Origin of the sequence: Cupriavidus gilardii (assembly GCF_013314895.1) — a bacterium.
Taxonomy (GTDB): domain Bacteria; phylum Pseudomonadota; class Gammaproteobacteria; order Burkholderiales; family Burkholderiaceae; genus Cupriavidus; species Cupriavidus gilardii_C.
In genome coordinates this window covers 235,320-257,565 of sequence record NZ_JABTYE010000002.1, presented here as the reverse complement: position 1 = coordinate 257,565, position 22,246 = coordinate 235,320, and the positions used below count along the sequence as shown (strand labels likewise).

Below are 22,246 nucleotides of genomic sequence, written 5' to 3'. Positions count from 1 at the left end.
GAAAAGGATAAAGTTGTGTCAGATCCTGTGGGATGGACTACGCGCCATGGTGGTGGGGCGCTGGGTAACTCACGAGAGGCATCGGAATATTAAGCAATGTGTCGATGCATCATGGGCGTCGCGGTGAAAATTCGGTGTTACGTTGACGGTCGTATGACCATCCAAGGTGCGTGAAAAGAAAAATGAACGATCCGCAGTTTCCCGTGGCAGACGCCTATCTGGCGCGTCCCGCCAGCAGGCTGCTTGATGATTTCGGAGCAGGGAAGGCCTCGCCGGGCTCAGGGAGCGCGGCTGCACTGATGGGCTTGCTGGCAGTCAAGCTTATTCGAACCGTCTGCATGAAGAGCCTCGAGAAGGAACAGTGCAGGGCGGCCCGACCCACCCTTGAGCATGTGCTGGAGCAGGTGACCCGCATCGAGCCCACGCTTGTCGACCTCTTTGAGAAGGACGCAAGGGAGTTCGAGGAAGTAGTCAAGCTGAGAGTGGAGCGGGACGTGGCCACCAGTCCTGAAGATAGGATGCGTCTGACGCGACGAGCAAATGCGTTGCTGGAGACGGCCACAGACAATGCGTTCGCGATCATCGATGCTTGTTTGCCGTTGATCGGACATGGCGTGCAGGTCTTTCAAGTCGGCTGGGGTGCGGTGCGAGGCGACTCCGGCGCGGCGATTAGCTCTGCTATAGCCGCGGTGATGTCGGCGATCTTCATTACCAATCTGAACCTCAAGTCTCTAGGCGGTCGACGATATGCGCGAGATAACATCGTTCGTTGTGCGGACTTCTATGCGAAGTTGCAGGAGCGCCAGGCATCGGCGTTTCAGTGCGTGACATCGCTCAATGCCGAAGCGCTCGAGGCCGTCCAGCTCGAACTGTTCGAAGCCGGTGCCGGCATGGCGGCCGCGCCTGAAGATCTTGGCCCCCCGGTTGAAGGGAGCGGTACCGAACCGGCGGCCGACAAGTTGTAGGCGGGCGGCTGTCGGCATCGAATTGGCTAAGCCAAACCAACGTACTCTGATTGCCGGATTTCTTGTTCGCCCGCTGCTCATACGGCATCGAAATCTGCCCCCAGGCAAGCCCTCCCTCTACCTCTTCCAAACCAACGAAAAACCCGCCCACTTCCACCTAGCCTTCAAAGCCGAAACCCGCCAGCAGGTATACGCCTTCTATCGCGCAGCGCTCCAGGCCGGCGCCAAAGACAACGGCCCACCCGGCCTACGCCCGCACTACCACCCCAACTACTACGCCGCCTTCGTCATCGGCCCAGACGGCCACAACATCGAAGTCGTCTGCCACGAGCCTGAAGCCGACGCCGAAGCCGAACCTACCGCTGAACCAAATCCCTGACCCCTTGCCGACAAAGGCTGACGAAATGCTGGGCCGCCGATGACTGGCCGCGCCCCGGATGGAAGGCCAGGATCGCGCGAAATCGGACCGTCCCGGCGAACGGAACACTCCTGAGCCCAAGCGCCAGATAGGTTCGTGCGACCAGAGGATTGGTAATTGCAAGCCCGGCACCAGCCAACACCAGCGCGCATTGCGTATGGCTATACGGCGTCGTCGCGACGAAGCGGGGCGCGATATGGTGTTCGGCGAAGGCGGCTTCCAGTTGCCGTTGGGCCGGGTCGGCGGCGTCGAGGCCAATCAGTGGGGCGTCGGCCAGGTCGGTGACGCTGACTCTGGCCCGGGCCGCGAAGGGGTGGGTCGCGGGCACGATGCAGACGGCTGGGACGGCGTAGAACTCCGAAGCAGTCAGGCCGCTGGTGTCGACCTCATCGCCCATGAAGGCGAGATCGAGTTCGCGTTGCAGCAGGCGTTCGCGCAGGGCGCGCGAGCTGTCGACCTCGAGTCGGCAATGGCTGCGCGGATAGTTGTGCGAGAAGCTGGCGACGGACATTGGCATCACGCTGGCGGCCATCGCGTGCAGGGCGCCGACGCGCAGCACCGTGTCTTCGTGCTGGCGAAGCAGGTCGATCTTGCGTTGGACGGCGTCGAGGCCGATATAGACGCGCTCGACTTCGTCCATCAGCGCGGCCGCCTCGGCGGTCGGGACCATGCGGCCTTTGCTGCGGTCGAACAGGCGTAGCTGCGCGATCTTCTCGAGTTGCAGCACGGTCTGGGTGACCGCCGGCTGGCTGATATGCAGTGCCTCGGCGGCGCGGCGCGCGGAGCCCAGGCGCATGACCATGCGGAATACCTCGATCTGCCGGGCGCTGATGGACGGTTCGCCGGTGTCTCTGGCCGCCTCTTTCATGTGGACCTTATAAGTTTGCCTTATTGAAAAGCTGCGATGGCTGTCATCGCTCGAGCAGCGCGCGCCGTAGACTTCGGCCTATGCAATCGTTGTCTATCGCCATGTCTCTCGACCGTTCATCGAAGCCGTCTTCCGCCATCCATCCGGCCCTGAATCCGGCGCTGCGCGCGCTGCAATGCATCAGTTGCGAGGCACTCTATCCTGTTTCCGATCTTCCGGAAGGCTGCCCCGCCTGTCACAGCCGGGGCCGGCCCAGCAGTGTCGAGGCGGTCTACGACGCGCGAGCGTTCGATTTTGCACCAAAAAGCACAGGTTATCGCTGGGGGCATTGCCTGCCGTATCTGAATGGCGTGACGCTGGGCGAGGGCGACACGCCTTGTCTTCCGGTGCCTGCGTTGGCTGAGCTGGCTGGCGTCGCCTCGGTATGGATCAAGAACGAAGGGGCAAATCCGACCGGCTCGCACAAGGACCGCATGTCGGCCCAGGCCGTGAGCCGCGCGCTGGCGATCGGCGCGAGCGAGGTGGTGCTCGCCTCCAGCGGCAACGCGGCGGTATCGGCCGCGGCCTATTGCGCGGCAGCGGGACTGGCCTGCGAAGTGGCGACTTACCGGGACTTGCCGTCGATCTTCGATGCAGCACTGCGCTACTACGGCGCGACACGCATCGTTTGCGAGACCGGCCATGCGCGGTGGCAGCATGTGAGCCGTCGCGTCCGCGACGATGGCGCGTTCGCGCTGACGAACTACAGCATTCCGGCGGTGGGCAGCCCCGTCTTCGGTGTCGAGGGCTATCGCGCGGCGGCATTCGAATGGGTGTACCAGGGCTGCGAGCCGGACCACGTCATTGTGCCGACCGCGCGCGGGGACCTGCTGTGGGGCATCTATAGCGCGCTGCGCGATCTGGTGGCGGCGGGGCGGCTAGCCCGCGTGCCCAAGCTTTGGGCCGTCGAGCCGTTTCCGCGTCTGTCGCGGGTGCTGGCCGGCGAGACACAGCAGGGCGATTTCTATGGCGCCACGCAGCAGTTTTCAACGGCAGGCTCGACGGTGACCGCGCAGCAGGTTCAGGCGGTGACGCGCTCGGGCGGCGGCGCGGTGGTCATTGGAGACGATGCGGCCCGCGCCGGCACCGCCGCGCTCGCCGCGGCGGGACTCTGGGTCGAGCTATGCGCGGGGGCAGGGCTTGCCGCTGCGCAAATGCTGCGCGCGGACGGGCGCATCGACGCATCGCAATCGGTTCTTCTGATGTTGACGGCACGGGGCGATCGCGACCCCGCGCAAAGCTGATCCCTACACAGGCTGGAGTCTTCCCATGACGTTGCGCTACCTGATCGCCTCCCTCGCAATCTGCCTGACCGCCCATGCCCCCGCGGCGATGTCGGCCTATCCGGAAAAACCCATTCGCCTGGTCGTGCCCTGGGCCGCGGGCGGCAGTACCGATGCGCTGGCGCGCGCCGTGGCGCAGCGAATGAGCGAGTCGATGGGTCAGCCGGCTGTGGTGGAGAACCGGGCCGGGGCCTCCGGCCGCATCGGCGCGGAGGCGGTGGCCAAGGCGGCCCCGGACGGCTACACGCTGGGCGTCATCGAACTGGCGCATACGGTGGCGCCGGCCGTGTTCCGCCAGATGCCATACGATCTGCTGCGCGATTTCACGCCGGTTTCGCTGCTCGGTGAATCGCCGCTGGTGCTGTTCGCCAATAGCACCCGCTATCGGCCCGGGGAGGCACAGCGTTTCCTGGCCGATGCGCGCAAGCAGGGCAAGCCGCTGCAGCTGGCCACGAGCGGCAACGGCACGATCAGCCATCTGGCGGCCAAGATGTTGGAAGCGCAGGCTGGCGTGCCGATCGATGCGGTTCCCTATCGCGGCTCTGCGCCTGCATTGACCGACGTGTCGTCCCAACTCGTCGCCGGTCATTTCGCCACGCTGGCGAGCGGCAGCAGTCTGCTTGGCGCGGGCAAGATCGCGGCGTTGATGGTCACCGGACCGGCGCGCATTGCGGCGCTGCCCAATGTGCCCACGGCCGCGGAGGCAAAGTTGCCGGCGCTGCAGATCAGTCAGTGGTGGGCCATCGTCGCACCGGCACGCACGCCGTCGACTGTGGTGAGCAAGCTGGGCGACGAGGTACGCGCGGCGCTCGCCAATCCGCAGACCAAGGCTCGACTGGATAGCCAGGGCATCGACCTGAAGGCTTCGTCGCCCGCGCAACTCGGCGACAGGCTGCGCGGCGAGGTCGATCGTTGGGCGGCGCTGGTGAAGCAGGCGGGGATCCAGCCGGAATAAGGAGCGGCGCGGATACCGTTATCGCGGCAGGATCCCAGCGATCATCAGGCGCGTTGGCCCGTGCCGCCGATCGCGGCCAGCAGGTCGTCCGCGTGGACCATCAATTCGCGTACGCGCCGCAATGCCCGGTATTGATTCAACACGGCGCTCCACTGCGGCGATTCCAGCAGTTGCTGCCAGACCGGCTCGAGCTCCCGCGAATCCGCCTGCTGCATCTCGATCAGCTTGCTGGCGAATTCGAGGGTAGCCGGTGCCGACATCAGTTGCATCCGGCTCGCTGCGCCGAGCACGCGGGGATTGGATTCGGCAGGCGCGTCGCTGCAATACAGGACCTTGCTGGCGAGGCCCGCTTCGTCGGTTGGCAGCGCGCTCAGCGACGCGCCACGCAGGCGCACGGTGCCTTGTTCCGTCTGGAATCCATAGATGACCTGTTTCTCGGCGTGGGCGAGCAGGCGCAAGCCGCGCAACAACCGGGGGAGATCCGTTGTGGCGGCGTCCACCGAAGCCTTGGCTTCCACGAGCAGGCAGACATCCCACGCCGGTGTTTCGTCGTCCGGTTCATCGTCTGTGCTGGCCTGCCTGAGCAACACCGCATCCCATTCGGTCTTCGCCCGCTCATGGCTCGCCGGCAGCGATGCCGGCACGCGCATCGAAGTGACGACACGGTAAGCCGCCGACGTTCCCTCCGCGTCGTTGAGCCGCTGCGCCAACGCGCGCAGCGCCTGGGCCGCCAGCGCTTCGACGGCGGCCCCGCGCTGCCGCGAGGAAACGCCCTGCGCCGTCGCGGTGGCGGTTCCCGAGCGAGGGCCTTGCCTGTCCCATAGCGACCGATATTGGCGGACCTGTGCATCCGTGCTCAGCGCTTCGAGCCGTCGCAGGCGTTCGAGTGCGGGACTGTCCAACAATTGGGCCAATGCAGGCTGCAGCGGGGCCGCCTTCGGCGCTGCGTTCGGCGCCTCGTTCGAGATCGCCGGCATGGCGAGCAGGCGTCGAACGGTATCGTGCAGCGCAGCCCACGAGGAAGCCGACGCGGCCGCGTGAAGCCGTGTCATTGCCTCGCGCTGCGGGCCCGAAGCGTGTCGCTGCGGCTTGTTCGGGTGAGCCACCGAATTGACGGCCGCCAGCACCAGCCGGCGGTCCTGATCGGCGCGGGCCGCCAGCGATGCGTACTCGCGCACGTGGGGCACCCGGTGCCGAAGGACCATCGCCTGGAAAGCCGGGTCGCCGGCATCCGGCCGGATCGCTTCGCGCACCATGCGCGCGAGCGATTCGATGAACAGATGCTTCAGCGCAGCGCCGGGGACTTCGCCATTGGCGAGCGCGAGGCGCGCTTGCTCGATGGTCACCGCCAGCGCCGTCGCGGGATTGGCCTCGTGAATCCGTTCCGATACCGCGCCGATCGCCGGCAAGCGATACCGGCGTGCGACGGTGCGCAGCGTGTCGTCGAGCAGGGCGGGCGATGGCGGCAGCGGCATGGACATGCGTGCAATGGTAGCAATGACTCCCATACCCAATGACTGCCGCACCTCAACGTGCCCTGATGTCCCCCGCGGACCGCCACGCAGTCTGGTTACCCCGCGTGCGCCATGGCACCAAGGCGCCCAAGCACTTCGTCCAGCTCGGCATTCAGCGTCGCCACCAGTTCCGCCGCCGGCATCGAACGCGCCAACGGTGCCGCCTGGCCGGCCCATTGCGCGGCGAATTCCGCGCTGCCGGCCGCCTTGGCCGCGGCATGCAGCGCCTTGCCGGCGTCATAGGTGATGGGGTAATCGGGAATCGGCGGCGCATCGGGCGCGACGCCGAGTTCGGTGAGGCGATTGACGAAGCCGCGGGCGGGGCGTCCCGAGATGGCGCGCGTCAGCGTGGTGGGGCGCGTTTGAACGCCCGCCAGCAGCGCGTCGCGATACGCGGCGTCGGCCATTGTCTCGGGGCACGCCACAAAGGCGGTGCCCAGCTGCGCGGCGGTCGCGCCCAGGGCCAGCGCGGCGGCGATGCCGGCGCCGTCCATGATGCCGCCCGCGGCGATCACCGGCAGCCGGGTGTTGCGCACCAGCAGCCGGACCAACGCCATCGTGCCCAAACCTTCGTCGAAACCCTGCGTATCGAACATGCCGCGATGGCCGCCGGCCTCGACGCCTTGCGCCACCACGGCGTCGATGCCGGCCGCCTCGACCTGGCGTGCTTCGGCGATCGTCGTCGCCGATGCCAGCAGCACGATGCCGGCCTCGCGCAGCGCGTCGATCCATTCCTGCTTCGGCAGGCCGAAGTGGAAGCTGACGACCGCGGGCTTCTCCTCTAGCAGCATCTGGTACATCGCATCGTCTGCGACGAAGCTGCGATAGATCTCGCGCAGCGAGGCCGGTGGGGTCGCGCCGAATTCGGCGAAGCGCGGCGCGAGATAGTCGAGCCAACCGCGCTCGCGCTGCGCATCGGCCTGGGCCGGCGCGTGGCAGAACAGATTGATGTTGAACGGGCGATCGGTCAGCGCGCGTGTGTCGCGAATGGTCTGGCGGGCGGCATCGGCGTTCATCGCGCCGACGCCGAGCGAGCCGAGGCCGCCGGCGTTCGACACGGCCGCTGCCAGCGCCGGCGTGCTGACGCCTGCCATCGGGGCCTGGATGATCGGGGTCGACATGCCGAGCCGGGCCAGCAGCCCGTTTGCAGCGGAAGAGGGGGTCATGGGTTGCTCCTTCGGGATCGGGCCGCTCAGCCTTGGCGCAGCTCGTGCAGCAATGCCTCGTAGGCGGCGGTGGAAAAGCCGGCGCGCTTGACCAGGAAGGTATGCGCGGAGCGCACCGGCACGGTATGGAAGTCGGCGCTGTCGCGATGCAGCGCGAGCAGCGACTTGGGCAGGATGGCAAACGCCGAGCCCGCGCTGACGCAGGCGAGGATCGCGTGATAGGACGGCATTTCGCGCACGGTCAGATTGCGGCGCAGCGTCTCGTCGGCCTCGGCCAGCCACTCCTCCGCGCAGCGGCGATAGGTGCAGCCGCGCGAGAAGCCGGCCAGCGTGCGCAGCTTGACGTCCTGCGGCCGGCGCACGCGCGGATGGCTGGCGGGCAGCACCAGCACCAGTTCCTCGGTGAACAGGAACGCGCCTTCGAGCCCCGGCGCCATGTCGTCCATCGACAGCTGGCGCGGCGAGCCGATGCCCGGATGCGCGACGATCGCGCAGTCGAGCTGATGCGATGCCACCGCATCGGCCAGCGCCTGCGCGGTGCCGGTGCGGATCTCGACGTCGACCAGCGGATACGCGGCGTGATAGCGCGCCAGCGGCTTCGGCAGGCGCGCCGCCGCGGCGCTTTCCATGGTGCCCAGCCGCAGCTTGCCGGTGGGAACGTCATGCCGCATCGCTTGCCGTGCTTCTTCGGCCAGCGCCAGCAATCGCTCCGCATAGCCAAGCAACTTTTGCCCTTCGGCGGTCAGCGTCATCCGCTTGCTGTCGCGCTGGAACAGCGTCACGCCGAGGCTGTCTTCGAGCTGCTTGATGCGCGTGGTGACGTTCGATTGCACGCGGTCGAGCGCGCGCGCTGCGCGCGTGACGCTCTGCTCCTGCGCCACGGCGCGGAAGATTTCCAGTTCGGCCAGTTCCATCGGATGCGGCGCGGTGTCTCGCGTCGTTCTCAATTCAGGAATGAAGATGGAGCAAATATCCTTTATCGAGAACGATAAGTCAAGGCGGACCCACAAAGGACCCACAAAGCAAAAAGGGAGAACGCAGTACGCGTTCTCCCTCCTGAAGCTTTCGACAGGGTGGTCCGGCGTGGCCGGCCCCCTAGGCCCGATCAGAAATCCTCGGCATCCACATCGTAGTTCGCCGGCTCCCACCGAATCGCCAGCAGCGCCAGCAGACCAGCCAGCGGGGCCAGCGCGATGACCCAGAACACCTTGGTGCTCAGCGCGGCGGCCAGCACCGGAAAGAGGAACAGCGACAGCGTGGAGCTGGCGCGCATCAGCGTCTGGTTGAAGCCCACGCCGACGCCGCGCAGCGAGGTCGGATAGCTCAGCGAGGCATAGGTCATCGTGTGCGCGCCGGGGCCGAAGCCCTGACCCAATAGGAACACGGCCAGCAGCGCGATCGCCGCCACGACTTCGCTGATGCCGTCCGGCTTGCCGACCAGCGCCAGGCCCACCAGCGCGGCCAGCTGGAAGGCGTAGCCGACCACCGTCAGCTTCCACGCACCGACCCGCGGCACCAGCCGCACGCCGATCAGCCCGCCGACGAAGGCGAACAGCAGGTTCAGCGCCAGCGAGATCAGGATGGTGTTCAGCATGGTCTGCGCCAGGAAGCTGGCGATGATCACCGGCAAGCCGAACGCGACCGCGTTATAGGCGAACGACGAGGCGATCGACATGATCGTCGCCAGCACCGTGCGGCTGCGATAGACCCCTTGCAGCAGCACCGCGTAGTTGCCCCACGAGGCCGCGCGCTTGGCGGGCTTGGCCACCGCATCGGGCGCGACCACCGCGTCGATGCCATAGGACCGCTTCAGAATCCGCGCCGCTCCTGCGAGGTCGCCCTGGTTGGCGGCCCACACCGGCGATTCGCTCATGTACTTGCTGCGCACCGCGATGATCACCAGCGCCGGCACCGCGCCGAAGCCGAGGATGATGCGCCAGAGCAGGCCGCTGTGCGACTCCGGCAGAACCGCGTAGCACAGCAGCACCAGCAGATACGACACGCAGATCGCCGCATACCAGGTCGGGCACCACATCGCTACGCGCGAGGCCTTGTTGCCGCGGCCCTGCAGCTTGGAGAATTCGGCGAGGAAGGCCATCGCCACCGGCAGGTCGATGCCGACGCCCAGGCCCATCACGAAGCGGGCGCCGGCCAGTACGTATTCGTTCGGAGCCAGCGCACAAGCAATTGCCGCCACGACGAAGAACAGCATGTCGGCCATGAAGACGCGATAGCGGCCGATGCGGTCGGTGAAATAGCCGCCGAGGAAGGCGCCGACGATCGCGCCGAAAGTAATCGCCGACGCGACCATGCCCGTGCCGGCCGGCGTCAGATTGAATTCGCGGGTGACGTCCTTCAGGCCGAAGGCCAGCGCACCGAGGTCGTAGGCGTCGAGGAACACGCCGCCCAGCGCAATTGCCACCACCATGCGCGCATTGCTGGCCTGGGCGCCGCCCTGATTGACCAGTTGCGAAACGTCGGCGGCGGAGCGGATGACGGCTTTGTTGGGTGGGGCGGCGGCGGGCGCCTGTTGCGCTTCCGCGGAGGAGAGGGTCAGGTCGACGGACATGGGATCGTGATGGGAGCATGCGCCGCGCGCCGGGACGGCGGCGGCGCGGCGAATGCTACGCCAGCACAATCACTGATCCAAATGACTTATTGTTATATCTTTAAGGGCGCGGAAATTCCTGCTACTTCCCCTCGAAAGCCGCCCGCAGCGCGGCCACATCCAGCTTTTTCATCGGCAGCATGGCCTGGACCAGTCGATCGATGCCGGCCTGATCGCCGGACCGCATCAGCGTCTCCATGTCCGCCGGCACGATCTGCCACGAGACGCCGAATCGGTCCTTGCACCAGCCGCAGGCCTCGCCTTCCGGTATCGCGGACAGCTTCGACCAGTAGCGGTCGATGGTCGCCTGATCCTCGCACTGCACGATGAACGAGATGGCCTCGTTGAAGGCGAAGCCGTGTGGGAATCCGCTGTCCATCGCGGCCATCCAGGTATTGCCGAGCCGGAAGTCGGAGAACATCACCGTTCCCTCCGGATTCGGTTCCATGCCCGGCCCATAACGGACCAGTTGACCCGCTTGCGAGCCGGGAAAGACTTCACGCCAGAACGTGCCCGCTGCCTCGGCCTTGCCGCAGGCCTGGCCGGTGAACATCAGCGCCGGCACGATGGGCGGCCGGGATTCGCCCGACGTATTGGTCAGCATCAATTGCCAGGACAGGCCGTAGCGATCCTGCACCCAGCCGAATCGCGCGCTGAAGGGATAGGCGTCCAGCGGCATCAGCGCCTGGCCGCCGTCGACGAGCTTGTCCCACATGGCGTCGAGCCGTTCGCGAGCTTGCGGATCGCGGGCCGGATCGAACAGGACGAAGAAGGAAATCGACGGATTGAAGCGGAACATCGGTCCCGCCGAGATCGCCATGAATGGCTGGCCCCATAGCGTGAACCGCACGATATCGCAGTCCCCGGAGGGCGTATTGCGGATCTGTCCGACGAAATCGACCGCCGAATCGGGAAACACCGAGACATAGAAGCGCGCCGCTTCCACGGCCTCTTTGTCGTACCACAGGTGTGGGGTCAGGGTGACGGGCTGGGTGACAGGGATTGTCATGTGCCGGGCTCCTTTTCAGGCATGTCGAAAGGAAAACGGCGCCAAGTCGGCCGCCGTTTCGCGATAAAACTCCAGAGTAGTCGCCCCAACGCCATCGACAAAGTGGACAAAAAAATCCCCAAGGCTGGATTGCCTTGGGGATCAGGGCATCAGCAGCCTCGGCCGCTTCGCTGGGGGAAGGAAAAAGGGACCGAGGCCGCGCTACTTTTGCACTGCGGGAGCGGGGGCGCCCAGCGTCGTCTGATGGCTGGCCGAGGCCGAACGCCGGTGGTCGATCATCGAGACCGCCAGCGCCGCGATCACGGCCGGAATGGCGATGGCAACGAAGTTCTGCTGCAGCGGCAGCGCCATGCCGACCAGCATGCCGATCACGATCGGGGCGAGGATGGCACCGCTGCGGCCCACGCCCGAGGCCCAGCCGATGCCGGTGCCGCGCGCGGCCATCGGATAGAACTGACCGGCATAGGCGTAGGTCACGATCTGCGTGCCGATGGTCGAGGCACCGGCCAGGCCCACCAGCACGAACAGCACCGGCGTCGGCACCGGATAGCCGAGCAGCGTGATCGAAACCGCGGCCAGCACATACATGCCGACCAGCACGTGCTTGATGTTGAAGCGGTCCGCCAGCCAGCCGCCGCCTACCGCGCCGATCATCGCGCCGAAGTTCAGCACCAGCACGAAGGTCAGGGCCGAGCCCAGGCTGTATCCGGCGCTGGCCATCAGCTTGGCCAGCCACGAGCTCAGCGCGTAGACCATGAACAGGCACATGAAGAAGGCCACCCAGAACATCACGGTGCTGAAGCCGCGGCCATCCTGGAACAGCTTGCCGATCGGCGCCTCGCCGGCCTTCAGTTCGGGCAGTGCAAAGCGGTCGTCCGCTAGCGGGCGATACGTCGGTTCGAGGCGGCTCAGCACGTTCTTGACCTCGTCGAGGCGTCCCGAGCGGATCAGGAACGGCATCGACTCCGGCAGCGACTTCATCACCATCGGGATCAGCAGCACCGGCAATCCGGCGGCCAGGAACACCGACTGCCAGCCGTAGCTCTCGATCAGGCCCTTGCCGACCACCGCGGCCAGCATGCCGCCGACCGAATAGCCGCTGAACATCAGCGTGACCATGGTGCCGCGGATCTTGCGCGGCGAGTACTCGGTCATCTGCGCGACGACATTGGGCATCACGCCGCCGATGCCAAGACCGGCGAGGAAACGCGTGACGCTGAACGTCACGGGGTCGCTGGTAAAGCCCGCCGCTGCGGTGAACACCGAGAACAGCACGATGCAGATCGCAATGGCCCAGCGCCGGCCGATGCGGTCGGCGATGGTGCCGAGGAAGATCGCGCCGAACATCATGCCGAACAGCGCGGAACTGACCATGAAGCCGGCCTGCGTCGCATCGACGCCCATCGACTGCATGATCGACGGCAAGGCGATGCCGGCCACTGCCAGGTCATAGCCATCGAAGATGATGATCAGCGCGCACCAGAACAGCACGAGCCCATGAAAGCGGTTGAAGCGGGCCTCGTCGGCCAGCTGGTGGACGTCGATTTGACGCATGGTTGTCTCCTTGCCGAGCTTGGATGGCTCGGCTTGTCATCGTGGATGTTGGCTTACTGCACCGTCTCGCCGACGAAATCGACGATCGCCGCGATCAGCGCATCGGGCTGATCGCGATGCGGCGAATGCCCGCAGTCCGGCAGCTCCAGCAGGCGCGTCTGCGGCACGCGGCGCGCGATGCCGCGGATCTGTTCGAGCGTGCCGTACTCGTCGTCGAGCCCCTGCACCGCCAGCAGCGGGCAGCTGATGCTGGCAATCTCGGCTTCGATGGACCAGTGGCGGAACGGCGGATGCAGCCAGATGCCATTCCATCCCCAGAAGGCCGAGTCCGGATCGTCGTGATAGCGCGCCAGGCGCTGGCGCAGGTCGGTGTTCAGATAGGCTTCGCGCGCCTTCTCGATGCTGGAGACCGACAGGTCTTCGACGACGATGTGCGGCGCCAGCACGATGGTGCCGCCCACGCGCGAGCGAAACCGGGCCGCATACAGCAGCGCGATCGAGCCGCCATCGCTGTGCCCCAGCAACCAGGGCGGCTCGGCCTCGGTGTCGATGCGGAGCGCCGCGAGCAGTGCGGGCAGAACCTCATGCGCCTGGCGGTGCATGAAGTCCGGTTGCCACACCTCGTCGGCGGCCCGCGGCGTCGAGCGTCCATAACCGGGCCGCGAATACACCAGTCCGCGGCAACCCAGCGCCTCGCACACCCGCTGCGGGAAATCCCGCCACATCGCCACCGAACCCAGGCCCTCGTGCAGGAACACCAGCAGCGGGGCGTCGCGATTCGTCTTGCCGTCCGTGCCCAGCCATTGATATTCGATCCGCACCGGGCGGCCGGCCCAGTCGATCTGCACGAACTCGACCGGCGCGTTCATTGCAGCCCCGCCAGTGCCAGTTGCCCGTCGGGCGACAGCAGCACGTTCGAGGCGACGCCGGCGTCAGGCTCGCTTCCCTGCTGATGTTCCTGCTGGTGTTCCTTCTGCTGTTGCTGCTGCTCCTGCTCGCGTTCGCGCAGCCGGAAGCGCTGGATCTTGCCGGTCGCGGTCTTCGGCAGGCTGTCGACGAACTCGATCAGGCGCGGGTACTTGTACGGTGCCAGCCGTTCCTTCACGAAGGCCTTGAGCTCGGCCTCGTCGCAATGCATACCGGGCTTGAGCACGACGAAGGCTTTGCTGCGCGTCAGCCCCTGGGCGTCGTTGACGCCGATCACTGCGGCTTCGAGCACCGCCGGATGCTGCATCAGCGTGCCTTCGACCTCGAACGGCGAGACATAGATGCCGCTCACCTTCAGCATGTCGTCGCTGCGGCCCGCATAGCAGTAGGTGCCATCGGCATTGCGCACGTACTTGTCGCCGCTCCTGGTCCAGCTGCCCTGGAAGGTCTCGCGCGACTTGTCGCGATTGCCCCAATACATCAGCGCCGAGCTCGGGCCCTGAATATAGAGATCGCCGACCTCGCCGTCGGGCACTGGCCGGCCTTCCTCGTCGCGCAATTCGATGGTGTAGCCCGGCACCGGCCAGCCGGTGGTGCCGTAGCGCACCTGGCCCGGCCGGTTCGACAGGAAGATGTGCAGCATTTCGGTCGAGCCGATGCCATCGATGATCTCGCAGCCGAAATGCGCGGTGAAGCGCTGGCCCAGCTCGGCGGGCAGCGCCTCGCCGGCCGACGAGCACAGCCGCAGCGCCACCTGTTCGCGCGCGGGCAGCGCGGGCGAGGCCAGCATGCCGGCATAGCCGGTCGGCGCGCCGAAGAACACCGTCGCGCGATGGTCGAGCCAGCGCCGGAAGATCGCCTCGGGTGTCGGCCGCTCCGCCATCAGCACCACGGTGGCGCCGACGCTCAACGGGAAGGTCAGGCCGTTGCCCAGCCCGTAGGCGAAATACAGCTTGGCCGCCGAGAAGCAGATGTCGTCTTCGGTCAGGCCAAGAATCGGCTTGGCATAGAGTTCGGCGGTCCAGTACGGGTTGGCCTGGCTGTGCAGCACCCCCTTGGGCCGGCCGGTCGAGCCGGACGAGTAGAGCCAGAAGCCGGGATCGTCAGGACCGGTCGCGGCGGCAGCCGCCTGCGGCGCATGGTCGGCGATCAACGTATCGAGCGGGATCGTGTCGGCGGGCAGGGCGCCTTCGGGGCGCGAGACGATCACGTGGTCGACCTCATGGCCGCCTTCCGCCATCGCCTTCGCCATCGCCTGCTCCAGCACCGGCAGCAGCGTTGCCGACACCAGCGCCGCGCGGGCGCGGCTGTGCTGCAGCATGTAGGCGTAGTCGTCCGCGGTCAGCAGCGTGTTGACCGCGACCGGCACGATGCCGGCGTAGATCGCGCCGAGAAAGCAGACTGGCCAATCGCTGCAGTCGTGCATCAGCAGCAGCACGCGTTCCTCGCGGCGTACGCCGATGGCCTGCAGCGCGGTAGCAAACCGGCGCACGCCCTCGGCCAGTTCGCCGTAGCGCAGGGCACCTTGGTCGTCGATATAGGCGATCTTGTCGCCGCGATGTGCGTTGGCTTCCAGCAGGTACTGGGCGAAGTTGAAGGGCGCGGTGGGTGCTGCCACCGGCGGCGGGTTGGCGCCCGGCGCCGTTGTTGTGATCGTGGTCGCGGTAGTCGTCGTTGCGGCTGCCATGCGTTGTCTCCCCATCTGTTCTACGAATGCTCGAATGCTCGAATGCTCGAATGCTCGAATGCTTCGATGTCTGCGGTGCGAGCGTGGCCCGCTGTCGCCTTCTTACAGTCGGTCCAGTACCGCCGTGCTGGCCTGCACGGCGCTGCGCCGATGGTAGAAATTCAGTGCGCGCAGGCCGCCCAATTCCTCGCCGCCACCGGCGCGGCCGGGGCCGCCGTGCAGCGATTGCGGCATCACGTTGCCGTGGCCGGTATGCAGTTGCGCGACATCGGGCGAGATCACGTGGACGCGGCCATGGCTGTCGGCAAGCTGAAGCGACGCTGCAGCGAGCGCCGCGGGATCGCTGCCGTAGAGCGAGGCCACCAGCGAACCTTCGCCGCGGCGTGCCAGTTCGAAGGCATGGCCGGCGTCGATGCCGTCCTCGCCTTGCCGCTCACGATAGGCCATCAGCGTGGCGACCGGGCCGAACACTTCGATCCGATGCACCAGCGCGTTGCCATCGGGATCGCGTGTGCCCAGCAGCGTCGGCCCGATGCAGCAGGCCACGGCCGGGTCGGCATCGATCAGCGCCTGGTTGGCACCATCGTGCAAGGTCTGCGTCTGTGCCTGCAATTGCGCCAGGCCCTCGCGCACGGTGGCGAGCTGCGCGCGGCTGACCAGCGAACCCATGCGTACCTCGGGATGGCGCGGATTGCCGACGGTGATCTCGCGCAGCTTCGCCGCAATGGCTTCCGCGGCGGCGTCGTACAGCGACTCGGGCACCAGCACACGCCGGATCGCCGTGCATTTCTGTCCCGACTTGACCGTCATTTCGCGCACGACCTCGGTGGCCAGCAGCGGGAGCGCATCGTTGCCGCCGGCCTCGCGCGGCAACAGCAGCGCCGAATTGACGCTGTCGGCCTCGATATTGACGCGCACCGAGCGCTGCGCGATCGCCGGATGCGAGCGGATTTGCGCGGCCGTCTGCGCCGAGCCGGTGAATGAAACCACGTCGAACGGCTCCAGCGCATCGAGCAGCCCGTCGGAACTGCCGCAGACGATCGACAGCGCGCCCGGCGGCAGGATGCCGGCCTCGACCACATCGTGGACCATGCGGTGCGTCAGCCAGGCGGTGGACGTGGCCGGCTTGACGATCACCGGCACGCCCGACAGCAGCGCGGGCGCGGCCTTCTCCCACAGGCCCCACGAAGGGAAGTTGAAGGCGTTGATGCACAGCGCGACGCCGCGCGTGGGGACCAGCACGTGTTGCGATTGGAACAACGGGTCCTTGCCGAGCCGCGCCGCTTCGCCATCGAGCAGATAGCGCCGATCGCCAAGTGTTTCACCCAGCTTGGCATAGCTGCCCAGCGTAAAGATCGCGCCGTCGATATCGACCGCGGAATCGCGCTTGACCGTGCCGCTGTTGGCGGTCGCGATCTCGTAATAGGCGTCGCGGTGTTGCTGCAGCACCTGCACGATGGCACCCAGCAGTTGCGCGCGTTCGCGATAGGTCAGTGCCCGCAGCGCGGCGCCGCCTCTTTCCCGCGCGAAGGCAAAGCCTTCGGCGAGGTCGAGGCCGGTGGCATCGACGCGCGCCAGTTCGTCGCCCAGGACGGGGTCGATCAGCGCTGTGCCCTTGCCGTTGCCGTGCTGCCAGCGGCCGGCCAGATAGTTCGGTAGCGACTCGCTCATGCTGCCTCCTGCCGGGTGAACTCGATGCGCCCTTCGGGCAGCAGGTAAAGGACCAGCGCGCGGCCGTTCGACACCGTGGGGCGATGGGCACTGCCGGGCGGACACACCAGCCATCCGGCGGGACGTCCGTCGAAGCGGGCGTCGCCCTCGATCGGCATGATCAGATCGATCTCGCCGTTGGGGTGGGTGTGATGCGGGCCGGCGATATCGTTCATGTCGACCACGTCGACCGAGAAGCCATGCAGGTCGTCGGCGGGTTTGAAGATGCGGCCGTAGCGGATGCCGGCGCCTTCGCGATCGCACAGCCAGCCTTCGGCGACGCCGGTTTCGCAGGCGGCTTTCAGTGCGCGGTAGGACTCGGTATCGGGGCCGTATTCGGCGTTGAGCCAGGCATCGAGCCCGGTGTCGAGCGGACGGCCGGCGAGGCGAGCCGTCAGTTGCGCCAATTGCTGGCGGAAGGCCAGGGCGGCCGGTGGAAGGGTGGGGGACATCGGCAAGCGCTCCGTGATATCGGGGGAAACCGAACCGGTTTGCACGTCTGCTGTTAATGCATTATGGTGCATGGGCGAACCATAGAGGTCGACGCTGTCCCTGTCAAGAACTATATTGCAGTAGCGGCGGCCAATGCACCGGTGAATGAAAGGCGAGCGGCCTGGCAAGTAGACGAGCGTATAGGGCCTGTAGGGCCTATAGGGCTGATCAGGCGGGATCGCTCTGCGGCCTTCCTTACGTAATGCCGCCCCTTCGTCACCCTCTGTATGAAGTAAAGCGCAGCACGACGGCCATCCGTCAACATGCACAATAATTCTTGACGGTACGCAGGATGCTGCACTATGATGCGTGACATCGGATCCCGCATCCATGCACTATCGTGCTTTGCGGCACGAGGCGCATAGCCTGAACAGACAGCGATGTCAGCACAGAGAACAGGAGACAATGCCGTGACCCAGGTCCCCCGCGTCGACTACCAGACCGACCCCTCCCAATACAAGCACCTGCAGCTGCGGTTCGACGGACCGGTCGCCACGCTGGTGCTCGATATCGACGAGAACGCCGGCCTGCGTCCCGGCTACAAGCTCAAGCTGAACAGCTACGACCTCGGCGTCGACATCGAGCTGAACGATGCGCTGAACCGCATCCGCTTCGAACATCCGGAAGTGCGCAGCGTCGTGATCACCAGCGGCAAGGAGAAGGTGTTCTGTTCTGGCGCCAACATCTTCATGCTCGGCGTCAGCAGCCACGCGTGGAAGGTCAACTTCTGCAAGTTCACCAACGAGACCCGCAACGGCATCGAGGATTCCTCGAAGCACAGCGGCCTGAAATTCCTTGCCGCGGTCAACGGCGCCTGCGCCGGCGGCGGCTATGAGCTCGCGCTCGCCTGCGACGAAATCCTGCTGGTCGACGACCGCTCGTCGGCCGTCAGCCTGCCCGAAGTGCCGCTGCTGGGCGTGCTGCCCGGCACCGGCGGCCTGACCCGCGTCACCGACAAGCGCCATGTGCGGCACGATCTGGCCGATATCTTCTGCACCACCACCGAAGGCGTGCGCGGACAGCGTGCCAAGGACTGGCGCCTGGTCGACGAGATCGCCAAGCCCGCCGTGTTCGCGCAGAAGGTGCAGGAGCGCGCGCTGGCGCTGGCCGAGCAGAGCGACCGCCCGGCGGATGCGCAGGGCATCGCGCTGACGCCGCTGGAGCGCACCGTCGAAGCCGATGCGCTGCACTACGGCTATGTCGACGTGCAGATCGATCGCGCTGCCCGCACCGCCACCTTCACGATCCACGCGCCGCGCGGCCCGCAGCCGCAAACGCCGGCAGCGATCGCCGAAGCCGGCGCCGCCTGGTATCCGCTGCAGCTGGGGCGCGAGCTCGAGGACGCGATTCTGTCGATGCGCACCAACGAGCTGGAAATCGGCACCTGGCTGATCAGGACCGCCGGCGACGCGGAAGGCGTGCTGCAGATGGACGCCACGCTGCTGGCGCATCGCGACCACTGGCTGGTGCGCGAAACCATCGGCCTGCTGCGCCGTACGTTCAGCCGTCTCGACGTGTCGTCGCGCAGCCTGTTCGCGCTGGTCGACGAGGGTACCTGCTTTGCCGGCTCGCTGCTGGAGCTGGCGCTGGCCTGCGATCGCATCTATCACCTGGCGCTGCCCGACGACGAGGCGCGCGCGCCGAAGATCGTCGTCGGCGAGACCAACTTCGGCGTCTATCCGATGGCCACCGGCCAGAGCCGCCTGGGCCGCCGCTTCTACGACGAAGCGCCGGCGCTGGAAGCGGTGCGCGCCAAGGCCGGCCAGCCGCTCGATGCGGATGCCGCCTTCGCGCTGGGCCTGGCGACCTCGAACCCGGACGACATCGACTGGGCCGACGAGTTGCGCATTGCGATCGAGGAACGCGTGGCGATGTCGCCCGACGCGCTGACCGGCATGGAGGCGAATCTGCGCTTCAACGGCCAGGAGACCATGTTCACGCGCATCTTCGGCCGGCTGACCGCCTGGCAGAACTGGATCTTCCAGCGGCCCAACGCCGTCGGCGACAAGGGCGCGCTGAAGGTCTACGGCAAGGGCGACAAGGCGGCATTCGACTGGAATCGCGTCTGACCCGATGGTCGGCGACGCGGCCAACGAACGACGCAACCACACAGCGACACAGCGACACAACGACACAACGACACAACGCATATCACCGGGAGACCAACGATGTCCGGTATCAACTACAGCGACAAGATCCCCAACAACGTCAACCTCAGCGAAGACCGCACGCTGCAGCGCGCGCTGGAACAGTGGCAGCCGAACTACCTGAGCTGGTGGAACGACATGGGCCCGGAGGGCTCGCAGGGCTTCGACGTTTATCTGCGCACCGCGATCAGTGTCGATCCGCAGGGCTGGGCGCAGTTCGGCTACGTCAAGATGCCGGACTATCGCTGGGGCATCTTCCTGAACCCCGCCGAACAGAACCGCAAGATCCATTTCGGCGACCACAAGGGCGAGGACGCGTGGCAGGACGTCCCCGGCGAATACCGCGCCAATCTGCGCCGGATCATCGTGACGCAGGGCGATACCGAGCCCGCCTCGGTCGAGCAGCAGCGCCATCTGGGGCTGACCGCGCCGAGCATGTACGACCTGCGCAACCTGTTCCAGGTCAACGTCGAGGAAGGCCGCCACCTGTGGGCGATGGTCTATCTGCTGCACAAGTACTTCGGCCGCGATGGCCGCGAGGAAGGCGAGGCGCTGCTCGAGCGCCGCAGCGGCGAGCAGGACAACCCGCGCATCCTGCAGGCGTTCAACGAGCGCACGCCGGACTGGCTGTCGTTCTTCATGTTCACCTACTTCACCGACCGCGACGGCAAGTTCCAGCTGTGCGCGCTGGCCGAGAGCGCGTTCGATCCGCTGGCCCGCACCACCAAGTTCATGCTGACCGAGGAAGCGCACCACATGTTCGTCGGCGAGTCGGGCGTGTCGCGCGTGATCCAGCGCACCTGCCAGGTGATGAACGAACTGAAGACCGACGATCCGGCCAAGCTGCGCGCCGCCGGCGTGATCGATCTGCCGACCATCCAGCGCTATCTGAACTTCCACTACAGCGTGACGATCGATCTGTTCGGCGCCGACGAGTCCAGCAATGCCGCGACCTTCTACAGCACCGGCCTGAAGGGCCGTTTCGAGGAAGGCAAGCGCAACGACGATCATCTGCTGAAGGACAGCACCTATCGCGTGCTGCAGGCCGCCGGCGGGCAGCTGGTCGAGAAGGAAGTGCCGATGCTGAACGCGCTGAACGAAGTGCTGCGCGACGACTACATCAAGGACAGCGTGGCCGGCGTCGAGCGCTGGAACCGGGTCATCGACAAGGCCGGCATTCCGTTCCGGCTGAAGGTTCCGCACAAGGCCTTCCACCGCAATATCGGCGCGCTGGCCGGCGTCAAGGTGTCGCCGGACGGCCGCGTGATTTCGGACGCCGAATGGCAGGCCAATGTCGACCAGTGGCTGCCGAGCGAGGACGATCGCGCCTTCGTGGCCAGCCTGATGGGCCGCGTGGTGGAGCCGGGCAAGTTCGCCAACTGGATTGCGCCGCCGGCGATGGGCGTCAACCGCCAGCCGGTGGATTTCGAGTACGTGCGCTTCAATTGAGCGACGGCGAGAGCAACGGCAATATCGGCGGCAATATCGGCGCAACAGCGCCAGCAACAACGACAGCGACCGCGCGTGACCGAACGTAGCGCCGAGCCGCGGCAGCATCTGGAGACGGCCATGGATATGGCAGACATGCAAATCATCAAGCAGCATCTGATCGACCCCGAGATCTGCATTCGCTGCAATACCTGCGAGATGACCTGCCCAGTCGGCGCGATCACGCACGATTCGCGCAATTACGTGGTCGATGCCGACAAGTGCAATCTGTGCATGGCTTGCGTGTCGCCGTGTCCGACCGGCTCGATCGACAACTGGCGCATGGTGCCGCGCACGCGGCCCTATACGCTGGACGAGCAGTTCGGCTGGGACACGCTGCCGGAGGAGCTGAGCCGCGAGCAGCTGGCCGCAAGCGGCGTCGGTGCGGAAGCGATTGCCGAAGCTCAGGCCCTGGAGGCGGTAGAGGAGCCGGTCGATCCGGCCCTGGCCCAGATCGCGCCGTTCAACAGCGCGCAGTACGGCGCCACGCTGCCGCCGTGGTCCGCCGCCCATTGCTACACCAATCTGTACGGGCCGAAGTCGGCGATCAAATCGATCACCGCCACCGTGGTCGGCAATGTGCGCGTGACCGAAGTCGGCCGCGACTACGACACCCATCATCTGGTGCTGGACTTTGGCGCGATGCCGTTCCCGGTGCTGGAGGGGCAGTCGATCGGCATCGTGCCGCCGGGCGTCGACGAGCAGGGCCGCCCGCATCATGCGCGCCAATACTCGGTGGCGAGCCCGCGCAATGGCGAGCGGCCGGGCTACAACAATCTGTCGCTGACGATCAAGCGCGTGCTCGAGGACCACCAGGGCAATCCGGTGCGCGGCGTGGCCTCCAACTATCTGTGCGACCTGCAGGTCGGCGACACGGTCGAGGTGATCGGCCCGTTCGGCAACAGCTTCCTGATGCCGAACCACCCGCGCTCGAACATCGTGATGATCTGCACCGGCACCGGCAGCGCGCCGATGCGGGCGATGACCGAATGGCGGCGCCGCCTGCGCAAGTCGGGCAAGTTCGAGGGCGGCAAGCTGATGCTGTTTTTCGGCGCGCGCACGCAGGAGGAACTGCCTTACTTCGGTCCGCTGCAGAACCTGCCCAAGGACTTCATCGACATCAACCTGGCGTTCTCGCGTACGCCGGGCCAGCCCAAGCGCTATGTGCAGGACCTGATGCGCGAGCGTGCAGCCGACCTGGCCGCGTTGCTGGCCGATCCGGACAGCTACTTCTATGTCTGCGGGCTGAAGAGCATGGAAGAGGGCGTGGTGCTGGCGCTGCGCGATATCGCCGAGCAGGCGGGCCTGGATTGGGAAGCGGTGGCCGCATCGCTGAAGCGCGAAGGGCGGCTGCATCTCGAAACGTACTGAGCGCGCGGACTCGCCCTGACCGGGCTTCAGAGGTTCACAAGGCCG

General features: G+C 66.4%; 17 protein-coding genes and 1 pseudogene. 7 read left to right on the top strand and 11 right to left on the bottom strand.

Annotation, left to right across the window (positions count from 1 at the left end; translation table 11 throughout):
- Window positions 1-182 precede the first annotated feature (182 nt).
- Together HTY53_RS02975 and HTY53_RS02970 are read left to right on the top strand one after the other, a co-directional pair.
- Window positions 183-965 carry a cyclodeaminase/cyclohydrolase family protein gene (locus HTY53_RS02975; protein ID WP_174104958.1) on the top strand — a complete coding sequence of 261 codons (783 nt, stop codon included), beginning with the start codon at window positions 183-185 and terminating at the stop codon, window positions 963-965.
- Between the two features lie 77 nt (window positions 966-1,042).
- Window positions 1,043-1,344: pseudogene (locus HTY53_RS02970) on the top strand (VOC family protein); the annotation flags it as partial.
- Here the strand turns inward: HTY53_RS02970 and HTY53_RS02965 are convergent.
- On the bottom strand, window positions 1,322-2,251 hold the full coding sequence (locus HTY53_RS02965) for a LysR family transcriptional regulator (RefSeq protein WP_174104956.1): 930 nt from the start codon (window positions 2,249-2,251) through the stop codon (window positions 1,322-1,324). The pseudogene HTY53_RS02970 and the gene HTY53_RS02965 sit on opposite strands and share 23 nt — an antisense overlap.
- 101 nt (window positions 2,252-2,352) lie before the next feature.
- On the opposite strand from HTY53_RS02965, the gene HTY53_RS02960 reads away from it, so the two are divergent.
- Both HTY53_RS02960 and HTY53_RS02955 read left to right on the top strand, forming a co-directional pair.
- Complete coding sequence (locus tag HTY53_RS02960; RefSeq protein WP_174105069.1) at window positions 2,353-3,534, top strand: pyridoxal-phosphate dependent enzyme; 1,182 nt, start codon at window positions 2,353-2,355, stop codon at window positions 3,532-3,534.
- Window positions 3,535-3,559: 25 nt separating this feature from the next.
- Window positions 3,560-4,528: a tripartite tricarboxylate transporter substrate binding protein gene (locus tag HTY53_RS02955; protein WP_174104954.1), complete on the top strand. Its 969-nt coding sequence runs from the start codon at window positions 3,560-3,562 to the stop codon at window positions 4,526-4,528.
- A gap of 44 nt (window positions 4,529-4,572) precedes the next feature.
- On the opposite strand, the gene HTY53_RS02950 is transcribed toward HTY53_RS02955, so the two are convergent.
- The 10 genes from HTY53_RS02950 to HTY53_RS02905 all read right to left on the bottom strand — a co-directional run bounded on the left by HTY53_RS02950 (window position 4,573) and on the right by HTY53_RS02905 (window position 17,155).
- Window positions 4,573-6,003, bottom strand: a complete 1,431-nt coding sequence (locus HTY53_RS02950) for a 3-deoxy-D-arabino-heptulosonate 7-phosphate synthase (RefSeq protein WP_174105068.1) — start codon at window positions 6,001-6,003, stop codon at window positions 4,573-4,575.
- A 95-nt stretch (window positions 6,004-6,098) separates the two neighbouring features.
- Window positions 6,099-7,208 carry an NAD(P)H-dependent flavin oxidoreductase gene (locus HTY53_RS02945; protein WP_174104953.1) on the bottom strand — a complete coding sequence of 370 codons (1,110 nt, stop codon included), beginning with the start codon at window positions 7,206-7,208 and terminating at the stop codon, window positions 6,099-6,101.
- Window positions 7,209-7,234: 26 nt separating this feature from the next.
- Entirely contained in the window at window positions 7,235-8,122 is an 888-nt protein-coding gene (locus HTY53_RS02940; RefSeq protein WP_174105067.1) for a LysR substrate-binding domain-containing protein, read from the bottom strand.
- A gap of 191 nt (window positions 8,123-8,313) precedes the next feature.
- Window positions 8,314-9,777 carry an MFS transporter gene (locus tag HTY53_RS02935; RefSeq protein ID WP_174104951.1) on the bottom strand — a complete coding sequence of 488 codons (1,464 nt, stop codon included), beginning with the start codon at window positions 9,775-9,777 and terminating at the stop codon, window positions 8,314-8,316.
- 121 nt (window positions 9,778-9,898) lie between these two features.
- On the bottom strand, window positions 9,899-10,825 hold the full coding sequence (locus HTY53_RS02930) for a VOC family protein (protein WP_174104950.1): 927 nt from the start codon (window positions 10,823-10,825) through the stop codon (window positions 9,899-9,901).
- A gap of 201 nt (window positions 10,826-11,026) precedes the next feature.
- Window positions 11,027-12,379: an MFS transporter gene (locus HTY53_RS02925; RefSeq protein ID WP_174104948.1), complete on the bottom strand. Its 1,353-nt coding sequence runs from the start codon at window positions 12,377-12,379 to the stop codon at window positions 11,027-11,029.
- Between the two features lie 53 nt (window positions 12,380-12,432).
- Entirely contained in the window at window positions 12,433-13,248 is an 816-nt protein-coding gene (locus tag HTY53_RS02920) for an alpha/beta fold hydrolase (RefSeq protein ID WP_174104946.1), read from the bottom strand.
- Entirely contained in the window at window positions 13,245-14,993 is a 1,749-nt protein-coding gene (locus tag HTY53_RS02915) for a benzoate-CoA ligase family protein (RefSeq protein WP_254599761.1), read from the bottom strand. Before HTY53_RS02915 ends, HTY53_RS02920 begins: the two co-directional genes overlap by 4 nt.
- Before the next feature lie 102 nt (window positions 14,994-15,095).
- Window positions 15,096-16,664, bottom strand: coding sequence for a 3,4-dehydroadipyl-CoA semialdehyde dehydrogenase (locus HTY53_RS02910; RefSeq protein ID WP_174104945.1), 1,569 nt, complete (start codon window positions 16,662-16,664; stop codon window positions 15,096-15,098).
- Window positions 16,661-17,155, bottom strand: coding sequence for a DUF4863 family protein (locus tag HTY53_RS02905; RefSeq protein WP_174104943.1), 495 nt, complete (start codon window positions 17,153-17,155; stop codon window positions 16,661-16,663). Before HTY53_RS02905 ends, HTY53_RS02910 begins: the two co-directional genes overlap by 4 nt.
- A 450-nt stretch (window positions 17,156-17,605) precedes the next feature.
- On the opposite strand from HTY53_RS02905, the gene boxC reads away from it, so the two are divergent.
- The 3 genes from boxC to boxA all read left to right on the top strand — a co-directional run bounded on the left by boxC (window position 17,606) and on the right by boxA (window position 22,201).
- Window positions 17,606-19,264, top strand: a complete 1,659-nt coding sequence (gene boxC / locus HTY53_RS02900; protein ID WP_174104941.1) for a 2,3-epoxybenzoyl-CoA dihydrolase — start codon at window positions 17,606-17,608, stop codon at window positions 19,262-19,264.
- 99 nt (window positions 19,265-19,363) lie between these two features.
- Window positions 19,364-20,791, top strand: a complete 1,428-nt coding sequence (boxB, locus tag HTY53_RS02895) for a benzoyl-CoA 2,3-epoxidase subunit BoxB (protein WP_174104939.1) — start codon at window positions 19,364-19,366, stop codon at window positions 20,789-20,791.
- 120 nt (window positions 20,792-20,911) lie between these two features.
- On the top strand, window positions 20,912-22,201 hold the full coding sequence (boxA, locus tag HTY53_RS02890; protein WP_174104937.1) for a benzoyl-CoA 2,3-epoxidase subunit BoxA: 1,290 nt from the start codon (window positions 20,912-20,914) through the stop codon (window positions 22,199-22,201).
- Window positions 22,202-22,246 lie beyond the last annotated feature (45 nt).